This is a genomic window from Winslowiella arboricola (assembly GCF_025527015.1).
Taxonomy (GTDB): Bacteria; Pseudomonadota; Gammaproteobacteria; order Enterobacterales; family Enterobacteriaceae; genus Erwinia; species Erwinia arboricola.
Map to the genome: position 1 here is coordinate 167,174 of NZ_JAODIM010000037.1, position 13,613 is coordinate 180,786.

The 13,613-nt window shown below is 52.4% G+C and carries 13 protein-coding genes; 6 read left to right on the top strand and 7 right to left on the bottom strand.

The features are described 5' to 3' along the window. The first annotated feature begins 207 nt into the window (after positions 1-207). From ygbI to N5923_RS05590, 3 genes are all read left to right on the top strand, one after another. Positions 208-969, top strand: a complete 762-nt coding sequence (gene ygbI / locus N5923_RS05580; protein ID WP_267143402.1) for a DNA-binding transcriptional repressor YgbI — start codon at positions 208-210, stop codon at positions 967-969. 143 nt (positions 970-1,112) lie between these two features. Next, entirely contained in the window at positions 1,113-1,358 is a 246-nt protein-coding gene (locus tag N5923_RS05585) for a hypothetical protein (protein ID WP_267143401.1), read from the top strand. A gap of 172 nt (positions 1,359-1,530) precedes the next feature. Beyond that, positions 1,531-2,613, top strand: a complete 1,083-nt coding sequence (locus N5923_RS05590) for a malate/lactate/ureidoglycolate dehydrogenase (protein WP_267143400.1) — start codon at positions 1,531-1,533, stop codon at positions 2,611-2,613. Positions 2,614-2,665: 52 nt separating this feature from the next. Here N5923_RS05590 and gntT read toward each other — a convergent pair whose 3' ends face one another. Continuing rightward, a complete protein-coding gene (gene gntT / locus N5923_RS05595) occupies positions 2,666-3,982 on the bottom strand; it encodes a gluconate transporter (protein ID WP_267143399.1) in 1,317 nt (438 codons plus the stop codon). Positions 3,983-4,299: 317 nt separating this feature from the next. Here gntT and N5923_RS05600 point away from each other — a divergent pair, with 317 nt between their 5' ends. Beyond that, positions 4,300-5,439 (top strand): iron-containing alcohol dehydrogenase, encoded by a 1,140-nt coding sequence (locus N5923_RS05600; protein WP_267143398.1) that lies wholly within the window; start codon positions 4,300-4,302, stop codon positions 5,437-5,439. A 605-nt stretch (positions 5,440-6,044) separates the two neighbouring features. Continuing rightward, on the top strand, positions 6,045-6,239 hold the full coding sequence (locus tag N5923_RS05605) for a hypothetical protein (protein ID WP_267143397.1): 195 nt from the start codon (positions 6,045-6,047) through the stop codon (positions 6,237-6,239). Between the two features lie 155 nt (positions 6,240-6,394). Here the strand turns inward: N5923_RS05605 and N5923_RS05610 are convergent, their stop codons facing one another. The 5 genes from N5923_RS05610 to N5923_RS05630 are packed head-to-tail and all read right to left on the bottom strand — an operon-like array spanning position 6,395 to position 11,259. Further along, the gene (locus tag N5923_RS05610) at positions 6,395-7,837 is read right to left on the bottom strand and encodes a 6-phospho-beta-glucosidase (RefSeq protein WP_267143396.1); all 1,443 of its coding nucleotides are present in this window, start codon (positions 7,835-7,837) and stop codon (positions 6,395-6,397) included. A gap of 22 nt (positions 7,838-7,859) precedes the next feature. Further along, on the bottom strand, positions 7,860-9,293 hold the full coding sequence (locus N5923_RS05615) for a glycoside hydrolase family 1 protein (protein ID WP_267143395.1): 1,434 nt from the start codon (positions 9,291-9,293) through the stop codon (positions 7,860-7,862). A 15-nt stretch (positions 9,294-9,308) separates the two neighbouring features. Next, entirely contained in the window at positions 9,309-9,632 is a 324-nt protein-coding gene (locus tag N5923_RS05620; protein ID WP_267143394.1) for a PTS lactose/cellobiose transporter subunit IIA, read from the bottom strand. Then, positions 9,632-10,939, bottom strand: coding sequence for a PTS sugar transporter subunit IIC (locus tag N5923_RS05625; RefSeq protein WP_267143393.1), 1,308 nt, complete (start codon positions 10,937-10,939; stop codon positions 9,632-9,634). Before N5923_RS05625 ends, N5923_RS05620 begins: the two co-directional genes overlap by 1 nt. A gap of 2 nt (positions 10,940-10,941) precedes the next feature. After that, positions 10,942-11,259, bottom strand: a complete 318-nt coding sequence (locus tag N5923_RS05630) for a PTS sugar transporter subunit IIB (RefSeq protein WP_267143392.1) — start codon at positions 11,257-11,259, stop codon at positions 10,942-10,944. A 418-nt stretch (positions 11,260-11,677) separates the two neighbouring features. Between N5923_RS05630 and N5923_RS05635 the strand changes: the two genes are divergently transcribed. Beyond that, positions 11,678-12,688, top strand: a complete 1,011-nt coding sequence (locus N5923_RS05635) for a LacI family DNA-binding transcriptional regulator (protein ID WP_267143391.1) — start codon at positions 11,678-11,680, stop codon at positions 12,686-12,688. Here the strand turns inward: N5923_RS05635 and N5923_RS05640 are convergent. After that, a complete protein-coding gene (locus N5923_RS05640) occupies positions 12,681-13,496 on the bottom strand; it encodes a Cof-type HAD-IIB family hydrolase (RefSeq protein WP_267143390.1) in 816 nt (271 codons plus the stop codon). The genes N5923_RS05635 and N5923_RS05640 overlap by 8 nt on opposite strands. Positions 13,497-13,613 lie beyond the last annotated feature (117 nt).

Genomic DNA, 13,613 nt, shown 5'->3' on the forward strand with positions numbered 1-13,613 from the left:
TAACAACACATATGACGCCCATCTGAAAATAATCATTTTAAATCAGTTAATTAACTAACAACACATGCAGATATTCACTGGTAATTTTTTCGCCAGCCAGTGTCGGTGGTTTGCAGATGTTAAAAAATGATAAAATTGTCGGCATAGCAGCGCTATACTCGCAGCTATGATGCTTGCAGCCAGACTTGCAGCCAGAAAGGAGTCGCAGTGATCCCGATACAACGCCATCAACAAATTTTAGCGCTGATAGCCGAACGCGGCGTGATTAGCATTAATGAACTCACCGAGCGCCTTGGCGTCTCCCATATGACTATTCGTCGTGATGTGCAGAAGCTGGAAGAGCAAGGCGCGCTGCTGTCGGTATCGGGTGGCGTGCGCTCCACCGAACGGCTGGCGGCGGAACCCTCGCATCTGGATAAAACGGCGATGTTCAGCAATGAAAAGTTTCTGATTGGTCAGGCGGCTGCGCGTCATATTCCGCGCAACAGCTGCATCTATCTGGATGCCGGCACCACCACGCTGGCGCTGGCGCGTGAGCTGGGCGATCGTGATGATCTGCTGATCGTCACCAACGATTTTGTTATTGCTAATTTTATTATTGAATCCAGTCTCTGCCGGATGATCCACACCGGCGGCACGCTGTGTCGCGAAAACCGCTCCTGTGTCGGCGAAGCCGCTGCCCGGGCGCTGCAAAATCTGTCGATTGATATCGCCTTTATCTCCGCTACCTGCTGGGGACCGCGCGGGATTTTTACCCCGGATGAGGACAAAGTGATGGTTAAACGCACAGTGGCTAACGTCAGCAGCAAACGCGTGCTGCTTAGCGACAGTTCTAAATACAATAAAATCGCCACTTTCCTCGCGTTACCGCTGGAACAGTTCGATGCGGTGATCACCGACAGCAAGCTGCCGGACAGCGCGCAGCAGGCGCTGGCCGCCAAAGCGCTTGAGTTAACTGTGGCCCTGTAAATGTGATTATTGCGAACAGGATCACGAGTCGCAGATTCCGCAGCACTTCCGCTTCGCTGATCCGCCGCCGGGCAACTAAACTTAATACGTGGCTCGGGGCCTCAGTCGTTATCTGTTCTTTTAACAGCTACAGAGGAGATGTTATGAGCACAATTGATACGCATATGGGCAGATATTGTTTAAAAGCACGTGATGCTGGCAATCATATCAAAGGCTCAATCGCGATTAATGATGAAGGCGGTACCATGCTCACCATGCAGGAATTTGATGAGCACTACCTTGATGATGTGGTCAATAATGTGATTTACCCAGTAACCGGTGGCAATCGTGATATCACCCTGGTGTTACGCGATCAGATGGTGAAGGCTGGCTTCGAACAGCCGCATTAAAAAAACAATTTTCCCCGGGTCACATGTTGTGGCCCGGGTTGTTTTACAGACGGGCGGCGAGAACGCCGCCCGTGCTCACGCTACTTCCCTCCCTGCGCTTATGCTATAACTTGCTGATTACCCCTTAACGCATTGATCTCCATAAACCTGATCAACTCACCCGGGAGGCGTAGTGAACCCTGAACAGCGTGTTAATAGCGAGCGGCTGCTGCAATTTGTGCAGGCTATCTGGATCCATGCCGGCAGCAGCCAGTCTGAAGCGGAAAAGGTGGCGGAACATCTGGTAGGCGCCAACCTTGCCGGGCATGACTCGCACGGTGTCGGCATGATCCCCAGCTATATGCAGTCGCTGGCGGAAGGCCATCTGCAGCTGAATCAGCATGCCAGAGTGGTGAAAGATGTCGGGGCGGTGCTCACTCTCGACGGCAGCCAGGGATTTGGTCAGGTGGTCGCCAGTGAGGCGATGGCACAGGGGATTGAACGCGCGCGCCAGTTTGGTCTGGCGGCGGTCGGTTTGCACAATGCGCACCATATTGGCCGTATCGGTCACTGGGCTGAACAGTGCGCGCGCGCCGGTTTTATCTCTTTTCACTTCGTCAATGTGGTGGGCGATCCGATGGTTGCGCCCTTTGGCGGCAGCGACCGGCGCTTTGGCACTAATCCTTTCTGCGCCATTTTCCCGCGCCAGGGCCAGCACCCTTTACTGCTCGATTACGCCACCAGCGGCATCGCCTTTGGTAAAACCCGCGTGGCGTATAATAAAGGCAACGCTGTAGCACCGGGTTATCTGATTGATCACCACGGCCTGCCAACGGAAGATCCGGCGGTTATGCATCAGCAGCCGTTTGGCTCCTTACTGGCGTTTGGCGGCCATAAAGGTTATGCACTGGCCACGCTGTGTGAAATTCTTGGCGGTGCACTCTCCGGTGGACGCACCACCCACGATCAGACAATCAGCACCAGCACCAATGCCATCTTTAACTGTATGACCACCATTATTCTGAATCCTGAAGCATTTGACGCACCGGCAATGCAGCAGGAAGCCGAAGCCTTTCTGCGCTGGGTTAAGCAGTCGCCGCAAAGTGGCGATCAGGCGATTCAGATCCCGGGAGAGTGGGAGGTCGCAAACCGTGCCGAGCGACTGGCGCAGGGTATTCCAGTCGATAGCACCAGCTGGCAGCAGATTTGCGCCGCCGCGCGCCTGGCAGGTATGCCGGAGGAGGAGTTAGCGGCCTTTAGCACATTGATACGCTAACTACCCCCTCCCCCATATTATGGGAGAGGGGTAAACCCTCTCCGCTGCTCAGTTAAATCACATTCGATAACAGCAGACAACCCACCAGACCACAGACCGAAATAATCGTCTCCAGTACTGACCAGGAACGAATAGTCTCGCCGATCGTCAGGTTGAAATACTCTTTAAACAGCCAGAAACCCGGATCATTGACGTGCGAGAAGATCACGCTGCCGGAACCGACCGCAATCACCATCAGTTCCGGGCTGGCGCCGGTGGTAACAATCAGTGGCGCGACAATGCCGCCAGCAGTAATCGCCGCCACCGTCGCGGAACCGAGTGCAATACGCAATACCGCAGCAATTGACCACGCCATCAGAATCGGCGACAGGTTGCTGGCATGCATCATGCTGGCGATATATTTATCCACACCGCTGTCGACCAGCACCTGCTTAAAGGCGCCGCCACCGCCGATAATTAACAGCATCATGGCGATAATTTTAATCGAATCGGCGATAGTGCCCATCACCTCGTCCATACTGCGACCACGATTCAGACCAAAGGTGAAGATAGCAATCAGTACCGCAATCAGCGTCGCCATAATCGGGTCGCCGAAGAATTCCGCGTACGGCAGCAACAGATGCCCTTTCGGCAGCACCATCTCCGCCACCGCGCGCAGCGCCATCAGGATCACCGGCACCAGCGAAGTCCAGACGCTGACGCCAAAACCCGGCATCTCAGCTTCGGTAAACGTTTTCGGGTTATACAGCCCTTTTGGAATCGGCTTATCAATCCCTTTCAGAAAACGCGCGTAGACCGGACCGGCGAGAATCACCGTCGGGATCCCCAGCAGTGTGCCAAACAGCAGGGTCTTGCCCATATCAGCGTTAAACAGCGTGGCGATGGCAGTCGGGCCAGGATGCGGCGGCAGAAAACCGTGGGTAACAGAGAGCGCGGCGGCCATCGGCACACCGACAAACAGCAGCGGTACGCGCGCCGAGGCGGCGATGGAGAACACCAGCGGCAGCAACAGCACAAAGCCCACTTCATAGAACAGAGCGAAACCCACGGTAAAGCCGGTTAACACCACCGCCCACTGAATATGTTTCTCACCAAATTTATCGATCAGGGTGGTGGCGATACGCTGCGCGCCGCCGCAATCCGCCAGCAGTTTACCGAGCATCGCGCCAAAGCCCATAATCAGCGCCAGGCTACCGAGGGTGCCACCGACACCGGTTTTAATCGATTTAATCACGGTATCAACCGGCATTCCCTGCATCATACCGACCGCCAGCGCGACCAGGATCAGGGCAATAAATCCATTCAGCTTAAAGCGAATCATCAGCAATAGCAGCAATACTACCCCGACGGCAACGATGACTAATGGCATAAATTCTTCTCCGAGGCATACTCACCTTCAGCCATGCTGACGGTGGCTTATTTATCATTATGGTCCACCGCTACAGGTGACAGGACAGCAAGCGGTCGGCAGGGAAACAAGTTACAACCCGGACGTTAGCAGGTTGTTACCGATAACATGTTAAGCGTAACATTTGCGCTGTGATATCCCCTGGACCGGCAGAATTTACATTTTGCGAGGGCGATCAAAGTTTTGTACTGAGGGTCGCTGCTGATTTTTTACCCCGGAATGCGTCACAGGCTGTAAACTGTCGGCCTGGTGGTAAGCAGAAAAAGAGGGAATACCCAATGAATTTCAGTCAGATGCTGGCTAACAGGCAGACCATCTTCGGCAATGGCAGCCTCAGTGAACTTATACCACTGCTCAGCGCCACTCCCGTTCCTACCCTGCTGTTCTGTGGTCGTTCATTTTTAAACAGTGAAGGTTACGCCACGATTAAAGCGCAACTGGACAGCCAGATTATCGCCTGTGAAATCGTCAGCCATGAGGCATCACCGGACGAGATCGACCGCTGGGTAACGCGCTGGCGCGGTAAGGTCGCCCGCGTGGTCGCCATCGGTGGTGGTAGCGTGCTGGATGCGGCGAAAGCCTTTGCGGCCCTGCATGAACATCCGCTTAATACCCTGCGTTATCTGGAGAAAGTCGGTGACAGTAAACTCAGCGGTGACACTCTACCGCTGATCGCCATCCCGACCACCGCCGGCACCGGCAGCGAAGTGACACAAAATGCAGTGGTGACTGAGAAAACCCATATCCGGGTCAAAGCCTCACTGCGCCATGCCAACTTTGTGCCACAAATCGCTATCCTCGATCCACAGCTGTTAAAAGGCACGCCGGACGCCGTTCTCGCCAGTTGCGCCATTGATGCGTTTACCCATCTGTTTGAAGCTTACCTCTCCGCCAAAGGTAATGCTTTTACCCGCCATACCGCCATCAGTGGCATGCAGGCGTTTATCGCCGGCTGGCCGGCACTGAATGACCCCGGGGAGCGTGGCGATGCGGCGCGTGAGCAGATGATGATGGCTTCCTGGCTGGGAGGTGTGAGCCTGAGCATGGCCGGTCTTGGGGTGATTCACGGTATCGCCGGTGAACTGGGGGCGATTAAAGATTATCATCATGGTGAAGTCTGTGGCCGTCTGCTGCTGCCGTTTTTAACCCTGCTGAATCAGAGTGAACACCCGCAGCAACGCCAGTTAATGGCTGAACTGGCGGAAAGGTTGTTTGCTGAAACCAGCAGTACGCCAGCATTGCAGTTAGCTGAATGGCTGAAAAGTCATGCCATCAGCCCCTTCTGGCGACAGCCACCGCCGCTAAGTGAAGCCGACAGACAGTGGATTCTGGCGCGCTCCAACAGCAAAAATTCACTGATCACTTACAGTGAACAACAGCAGCGTCAACTGCTGGATGCTGCCTGGCCGACAGAATAATTCGTCTGAGCACTGAAAGAATGCCGATATCTGCCATAAATTCAGTGCTCAGGTTAACTATTTCAATACGAAATTAAATATGTAATTTGTGACATAAATAACACCACAAATCGAACCTGCGTTCTTATAACAAACAAAACGCACATTTCCTTGAATGTGGATAATAGATTCTGGCTGTCAGTAACGCATTGTGTGAATTATAAAAACTACCCAGAAATACTCTTTTCTCCATCTCCGGTATCAATTTACAACCTTTAATATGCACTGCATGAAACCCGTTTCTTTGCGGCGTCCTGGTCACGTAATAATATGCGAACACTGTTCTGCCCCCCACGGTTTGTTTAGTTTTATTAAAGCGATTGAATTATACGCTAGCTAACAGGCACAGCTGACCAGACTGTCGCATTTCTGTAACTTTAGGATTTTTTGCTGGCGCCAGGCGCGTAAAAAGTGAATTACATTTATCGCAAACGCAGCATGCCGGACGGGAACAGTAAGAAGTGCTGGCAGCATTTTTTGCAAAATGCTTTAGCGGCATCATAAAAACTGGCGAATTGGTGCTATAGGTAGCAACAGACAGGCGAGCTAATTAACAGGTGAACCCCATGAGCTACGAGGTGCAATACGGCGTTATCGAACAAGAGGTGGGTGAAGCAGTGCTGGCCTTGATAGCCACACGAGAACCCATCAGCCGCTCAGGCATAATCAACTACTTGCATAAAAAGCGTGAAGAGACCGGTAATGCGGCCTATAAAGAGATGTTACGCCACGCCGCCGATCAGATGCGTCAGGCGCGATAGCGCACGGGCGGCGAAAACGCCGTCGTCACGATCTTACAAATTCGCGACACGGGCGGCGAAAACGCCGTCATCACGATCTTACAAATTCGCGACACGGGCGGCGAAAACGCCGCCCCTACATTGTTGTAGGGGAGCCGTTTTCGGCTCCCGCGGTGTTAAATATTGCCGCCATTACTGGCAATAACCGCTTTATACCAGGCGAAACTCTTCTTACGTGACCGCGCCAGACTGCCGCTGCCATCATCATGCTTATCGACATAAATAAAGCCATAGCGCTTACTGTACTGACCGGTGGTAAAGGAGACACAGTCGATACAACCCCAGGGCGTGTACCCCATCAGATCAACCCCATCTTCAATAACCGCCTTTTTCATCTGGGCAATATGTGCCTGCAGATAAGCGATACGGTAATCGTCATTGATCTCGCCATTTGCCTCAACGCGATCCACCGCACCGAAACCATTCTCGACGATAAACATCGGTTTCTGATAACGCTCGTAGAAAGCATTCAGCGTATAACGCAGCCCCACCGGATCAATCTGCCAGCCCCATTCAGATGCCTGCACATGCGGGTTCTTAACACTGCCCTTAAAGCCGGCAATCGCATCGTCGCTGGTGCTCTCTTTCGCCGCAGCCTGCACCGCATTACTCATGTAGTAGCTGAAACCCAGATAGTCGGCGCTGCCTTCCCGCAGCGTCTGCTGATCTTCGGCTTCCATCTCAATCTGATAACCCTTACGCGCCCATTCGCTCAGAATATAAGACGGGTAATAGCCACGCAGCTGCACATCGCCAAACAGATGGCGTTCACGCATCGCCTCTTGCGCAAACATCACGTCATCAGGATGGCAGGACCATGGATAGAGCGGTACCAGCGCCAGCATGCAACCGATTTTAAACTGCGGATTGATCTGATGACCCAGCTTCACCACTTTGGCGCTGGCGACAAACTGATGATGCAGCGTCTGATACATTGCCTGCTCAGGATTGGGCTGCTGGTTGAAAATCACCCCGGAGCAGCAGTAACCAAACAGCGGATATTGCCAGTTACGCTGGTTATTAATTTCGTTAAACGTCATCCAGTATTTCACTTTCGCCTGGTAACGCTTCATCACCACTTCACTGTAATGAACAAAGAAATCCACCACTTTACGGTTTAACCAGCCGCCATACTCTTTCACCAGATGATGCGGCATCTCAAAGTGCGACAGGGTAATCACCGGCTGAATATTGTATTTGAGCAGCTCATCAAACAGATCGTCGTAAAACTGTAACCCCGCTTCATTCGGCTGCTGTTCGTCGCCATCAGGGAAAATACGCGTCCAGGCAATCGAGGTGCGGAAACACTTAAATCCCATCTCGGCGAACAGCGCAATATCCTGCTTATAATGCGAGTAAAAATCGACTGCCTGGTGATTTGGGTAGCTGTATCCCGGCAGCACGCCGTCGGTAATCACCCGGTCGACGCCATGCGCGCCGCCGGAAAGCACATCACAAATGCTGACGCCCTTGCCTCCCTGATCCCAACCACCTTCAACCTGATGCGCCGCTACCGCGCCGCCCCACAGAAAGTCTTGCGGTAATTGTTGTTCAGACATCTTATTTCCTTTTAAAGAACCGTTAATATTCGACGCTATTCGCCAGATTCTGGCCATTGCTCTGAATCACGCGCTGATACCAGCTAAAACTCTTCTTCTTAAAACGCGCGAGATCTTTCAGATCGTGTTCGTCACGATTAACGTAGATAAAGCCGTAACGTTTACGGATCCCCTGATGAGTACTGACCAGATCGATCGCCGACCACGGGCAGTAGCCAAACAGCTCCACGCCATCGGAAATCGCCAGCTGCAGCTGTTCGATATGCGCGCTCAGGTAATCAATACGGTAGTCGTCATAGATCTTGTTACCCGCCGCCAGTTCGTCAAAGGCGCCGAGGCCGTTTTCGGTAACGATTAACGGCAGATGGTAGCGATCATAAATTTCACGCGCAGTGATGCGGAAACCGACCGGATCGATATACCAGTTAAACTGATTCTTCTTCAGCCAGCGGTTTTCAGTGCCGACATACACCGTTTTGTCGATGCCAGCCAGCTGCTGATCGACAAGTTGATTGACCGCCTGCTGATCGTCCGACGCCAGTTCGGCGCCAACGGTCGCGGAGGCGTAGTAGTTAAAAGCGATAAAATCAGGTTTGCCCTCGCGCAGAATCGCCATCTCCTGATCGGTAATAGTCGGCAGATAACCCTTCTCCGCCATAAAGCTCCAGGCCACGGCGTTATAACGGCCGAAGCAGGCCAGATCGAGATACAGCCAGTTGCGAATCGAAGTGAAGTTATTGGCTGCCAGCACATCTTCTGGCCGTGAAGTGGCAGGATAGACGCAGGAGATATTCGGCGCCGGGCCGATTTTGGCCTCTGGCAACAGCTGATGGCAGGCAATCATCGCCTTCGCCTGTGCCAGCATCATATGGTGATTCTGCTGATACAGCGTTTTTTGCGGATCCGGGGTGCCAGGCGGCAGCGTGCCAATCACCTCCCCTTTCAGGATCATCATATTTTGTTCGTTAATCGTCAGCCAATAATTGACCCGGTCGCCATACAGTTCAAAGGCGGTGCGGGCGAAATGCTCAAAAGCGTCAATGGTCACCGGATTTGACCAGCCGCCCTTCTCCTGCAATGCCCACGGCAGATCGAAGTGATACAGCGTTACCAGCGGTTCAATATCGTGCTGACGCAGTTCATCGATCAGCTGCTGATAAAATGCCACGCCTTCCGCATTCAGCTCGCCGCTGCCCTGTGGAAACAGACGGCTCCACGCAATCGAGAAACGATAGGTCTTCAGTCCCAGTTCGGCAAACAGCGCCACATCCTGCTTAAAACGATGGTAGTGATCGCTGGTAACGGTAAAGTCGGTAATCTGGTCACTAAAGGTGGCTTTATCGATCACCGAAGGCCCTTTCCCCCCTTCGTTCCATGCGCCTTCCACCTGATAGGCTGATGTTGATGCTCCCCACAGAAAGCCCGCAGGAAATGGTTTTAACCGCTGGTGTTTCATCCTCTTCTCCTGAAATTAACGCTGTTTAAGTGCCGCAATCTCGCGATGTAAGCCAATGATCTCTTCCGCCAGTTCGCGGCACAGCATGGCATTCATCAAATGATCCTGTGCGTGCACCAGAATCAGATTGACCGGGATTTTGCCGCAACCTTCATCCGCGCCAATCAGCGCGGTTTGAATCTTATGAGCCTCTTTGGCCGCCGCCGTCGCACCGGCCAACAGCTCATCGGCTGCCGCCCACTCATATTTACGCGCGGCGCGCAGTGCTTCCATCGACAGCGATCGTGCTTCGCCCGCATGGATAATCAGCTCCATTACCGTTGTTTCATCAAGTTCCATTAGTGGCTCTCCGCAGGTTGCAAAGTCTCTTCCTCTTGCGCCAGCAGCTGACGCTCATACATTTTGAAGAACGGGTAGTAAATCAGGGTCGATACGCCAATCAGCACCGCAACCAGGATAATCGCGCGGAAATCCCAGCCAGTGGACCAGGCGGCGCCAATCGGTCCCGGGGTGGTCCATGGCGCCAGCGAAACCACATGGTTCACCAGGTCGGTGCGGGTGGCGATCCACGCAATAATGGCGTTGACCAGCGGCGCGGTAATAAATGGAATAAACAGCAGCGGATTCATCACCACCGGCGAACCAAAGATAATCGGTTCGTTGATATTGAACATACTTGGCACCAGGCCCAGCTTGCCGATTGAACGCAGATGCGCCGCACTACTGCGCAGATAGAGGAACACCAGCCCCATGGTGGAACCGGACCCGCCGACGACGATAAAGAATTGCCAGAATGGCTCGATAAAGATCTGGGTAATCGGCGCGCCAGTATTCAGCGCCTGCTGGTTAATGCCCAGGTTGGTCAGCCAGAACGCCTGCAAAATGCCACCAACAATCACCGCGCCGTGAATCCCGGCAAACCACAACAGATGACAGAGCAGCACGGCGATTAATACCGCAGGCAGTGAATCGGATGCGGAGATAATCGGCGCAAAAATCGCCATAATCGCCTGTGGCAGCAGCATGCCAAAATGGCTCTGCATAAACAGACTGAGCGGGAACAGCGTCAGGAAGATCGCCAGAATCGGGATCAGCAGATCAAACGACTGGCGGATCTTCGGCGGCACCTGCTCGGGTAATTTAATGCCGATATTGTGTTTTTGCAGGAAGTGCATCAGCTCGGTGGTATACAGCGCTACCAGAATGGCGGTAAATATCCCTTCGCCACCGAGTGAGCCTACCGGCAGGCTGCCATTGCTTTGCGGCGCGGCCACCAGCAAAAAAGACATCAGCGACAGACAGGCGGCCATAAAGCCGTTCATTTTGTAGCTCTGCGCCAGGTTATAGGAGATAGCACTGGCGATATACACCGCCATAATGCCCATCGTCATATTGTAGGGCATCATAATCTGGTCAGAATAACGCGCCACCATCCCCAGCCACCATTTGGCGATAACCCACTGGCTGTCAGCACTAAACGGCGGATGGGCAAACAGCAGCATAAATGAACCCACAATCAGGAATGGCATCGACGAGATAAAACCATCTTTAATCGCCACTACATGCCGCTGGTTAGAAAGTTTTGCTGCTACCGGGCTGATTTTATTTTCGATAATGCCAAATAATGACTCACTGATTGTGCTCATTATTATTCTCCGCGAGTTTGGATCAATGCCAGCGCATCATGCAGCACTTTTTTGCCATTCATCATGCCGTAATCCATGGTATTAATTACCGCAACCGGTTTCTGCTGTTCAGCGGCAATCGCCTGAAACTCCGCTAATTTGTACTTAATCTGTGGCCCCAACAGGCAGCAATCCCAGGCTGCAATCTGGTCAGCGAACTCGTCGAAACCCACCGCCTGCATCTCAACAGCAATCCCCTGTTCTTTCGCCTCTTTTTCCATTCTCTGCATCAGCATACTGGTAGACATCCCGCCGGCGCAGCACAATAATATTTTATTCATCCCGATCTCCTAGCCTGTTGTTTATCCAGATTTAGGCAAATTAAGATAAAATCTGCAACCGGTTTCATATTAGTTTTTATTTTTTGGGATTCGGATCACAAACGACCAGAAGGAGATTAAATCATGATTAAAAATGGGGTATTTGATCACAAAATAAAATAATAATAACGACGGTATAGTTTATTTTTAACGGCAAAAAAGCAGCGCTACAGCGTATTTATTTCATCGCTTACGCTTACCCTTTGCTATAACAATACGGTAAACTCTCTGGCTAATCGGGCGACGAAAACGCCGCCCCTACAACCGGATTTCTGAAACATTGTAGGGGCGGCGTTCTCGCCGCCCGTGTCGATGATTTGCGACGATTTTAATGGCGGCGTTCTCGCCGCCCGTCCGGAATCTATTCAAGGAACTTCGTATGACAACGATGCTTGACGTGGCCAACAAGGCCGGTGTTTCCAAGGCTACGGTTTCACGCGTACTGGCCGGAAATAGCTATGTCAGCAAGACCACCAAAGATCGCGTGTTTAAAGCGATTGAAGAGACCGGTTATCGTCCTAATCTGCTGGCGCGCAACCTTGCGACGCGCAAGTCGCAAAGCATCGGTCTGGTGGTCACCAATACCCTTTACCATGGCCCCTACTTCAGCGAATTGCTGTTTCAGACGGCTACCCTGACGGAAAATCATGGCCGCCAGCTGATCCTTGCCGATGGTAAACACAGCGCAGAAGAGGAGCGCCAGGCGATTCAGTTCTTACTGGATCTGCGCTGCGACGCAATTATTATTTATCCGCGCTTTCTGACACCGGCGGAAATGGATGAGATCATTGAGCAGCATCAGCAGCCCATTATGGTGGTTAACCGTAAGCTGGAGCGCCATCCGGATAACTGTGTCTGGGCTGAACATCAACAGGATAGCGTCAGCGCGATCAATTATCTGATTGCGCAAGGGCATCGGGAGATTGCTTTTATCTGCGGTTCGCAGGGGTCGCCGACCAGTGAGAGCCGTTATGCCGGCTATCAGCAGGCGTTGCAGGAAAACCATATTGCCTGGGAAGCTGCGCGGGTAGTACAGGGCGACTGGACACCTGACAGCGGGCGCGTCGCTGCTGAAACCCTGCTGGCGCGTGGCGTCAGCTTTAGCGCGTTAGTCGCCAGTAATGATGATATGGCAACCGGCGCCGCGCGGGCGTTTTATCAGGCGGGTATTGCGGTGCCGCAGCAAATATCGCTGCTCAGTTTTGATGATATTCCGATGGCGTCCTTTTATATCCCGACATTAACCACCGTCCATGTGCCGGTGGCGGAAATGATTAAAGATACGCTGGATCGGCTGGTTAATTTGCTGGAAGGTCAGCCAAACCCACCGCTTACCCCCCTTCGCGGCCAGCTGATTATTCGCGAATCGGTAATACCAGCGATTAATTAAACGGCGGCTGGCGATCGATAATCTGCTGGATCACATCTGATACGCCTTCGTCATTATTGGTGCCGGCTTGATACTTCGCCGCATCTTTAACTTTCTGCGGCGCATTGGCCATAGCAAAACCGTAACCCGCCTGCGTCAGCATTTCCAGATCGTTACCGCCGTCGCCGAATGCCACCACCTGATGATCTTCGATACCCCACTTTTTCTGTAACAGCGCCAGCCCGTGCGCTTTATGTAAACCGGGGATAATCAGATCGACCGAACCGTGTCCGCTGGTGACCGGCGTGGTTACGCCATTATGGGCAATATCAATATTGCGCATAAAATCCACCACATAATCGTCCGACAGGTTGAGGGCAAATTTGAAAATGGTATCGTCCACTTCGTCGATACTGTCGATCTTTTTCAGACGATGGCAGTAATGCGTCATTTTCTGATAATAGTCAGGGCTTTGGCCGCGCGGAATATAAGCGCTTTTTTTGCCGCAAATCACATAGTTCAGGCCACTGATCTCCGCCAGCGTGGCGAGAATAGCGCGGACATTTTGGTTACTGAACTCACCAACAAAAATATCTTCCTGCTGGTCGACAATATAAGCGCCATTTTCGGCGACAAATGCGATTTCACGTTCAATATCCGGAAAGAAGGATTTCAACTGAAAATACTGATTGCCACTGGCGACGACAAAGCGAATATCACGCGCTTTCAGTTGCTGATATTGCCGGGCGAAACGCGCCCTGTTGTACTGTTTTTGACTGTCAAGAAATGTACCATCCATATCCACTGCGATCAGCTTAACCTCAGACATGCTCTCTCCCGTTATTTTCCCGCTTAACATTATCAATCAGGCTAAAGCTTAGGGTATTTTTAGCATACAGGGGCTGAAAATCAGCTACCCGCCGGACGGCGGGTAGCCTGGGGGCTA